The organism is Ruminococcus sp. CAG:379 (assembly GCF_000434255.1).
GTDB classification, from domain to species: domain Bacteria; phylum Bacillota; class Clostridia; order Oscillospirales; family Ruminococcaceae; genus Ruminococcus_F; species Ruminococcus_F champanellensis.
In genome coordinates this window covers 19,414-20,336 of sequence record NZ_FR894922.1, presented here as the reverse complement: position 1 = coordinate 20,336, position 923 = coordinate 19,414, and the positions used below count along the sequence as shown (strand labels likewise).

The window sequence follows — 923 nt, the reverse complement described above, 5'->3', positions numbered from 1 at the left end:
CTCCCAGCTGAGCTAAGCTCCCACACTCGCTGAAGCAAATCATTCAGCGACAATAAACATTATACACGCATTGCATCCGTTTGTCAAGCGTTTTTAGAAAGTTTTTTTATTTTTCTAATTCCCGTACTTCCTGGGGCGTGAAGGAGTACACCTTGTTGCAGAAATGACAGCAAACCTGGATCTCCTCCTGCTTGGACGCAATATCCTCCAAATCCTGCTTCCCCAGGCTTGCCAGCACCCCCTTGGTTCGCTCCCGGCTGCAATCGCACCGGTATGTGACCTCCGCCTCGTCCAACAGATTCGGGTTTAGTCCCTCCAGCAATGCCATAGCAATCTGCTCCGCCGTCATGCCACTGGTGAGCATCTGAGTCACGGAAGGCAGCCGGTTCACGTTATCCTCCAGGGTCTGGATACAGGCTTCATCCGCAAAGGGCAAAAGCTGCACCAGATATCCCCCTGCCGCCTGCACGGTCAGATCCGGGTTCACCAGTACCCCCAGACCACACACGGTGGGAATCTGCTCGCTGACTGCGTAATAGCTGGTGATGTCCTCTGCGATCTCTCCGGACACCAGGGGCACCATGCCAACATAAGGCTCCTTCAGATTCAGATCCTTCACCACGGACAGGGTACCGTTTCTGCCCACTGCGCCCCCTACATCCAGCTTACCCTTGGCATTCAGAGGCAGCTCCACCACCGGATGGGAAGCGTAACACTTCACGTTGCCTCTGGCATCTGCCACAGCCACCAGTTGACCGGCAGGACCATCCCCATCCACCCGGATGGTCACGGACTCCTTGTCCCCCTTCAGACTGTAGGCCATCATGGAGGCAGCCACCGAAAGCCTGCCCAACGCCGCAGTGACCACTGCGGATGTTTGATGAAGCTGTTCAATCTGCGCCACCAGATCCGTTGCATCCACT

General features: G+C 55.8%; 1 protein-coding gene. It reads right to left on the bottom strand.

Going from position 1 to position 923, the window contains the following annotated elements:
- Positions 1-106: 106 nt before the first annotated feature.
- The coding region (hslO, locus tag QVO51_RS09520; RefSeq protein ID WP_441295919.1) for an Hsp33 family molecular chaperone HslO at positions 107-923 on the bottom strand (817 nt) is incomplete at its 5' end.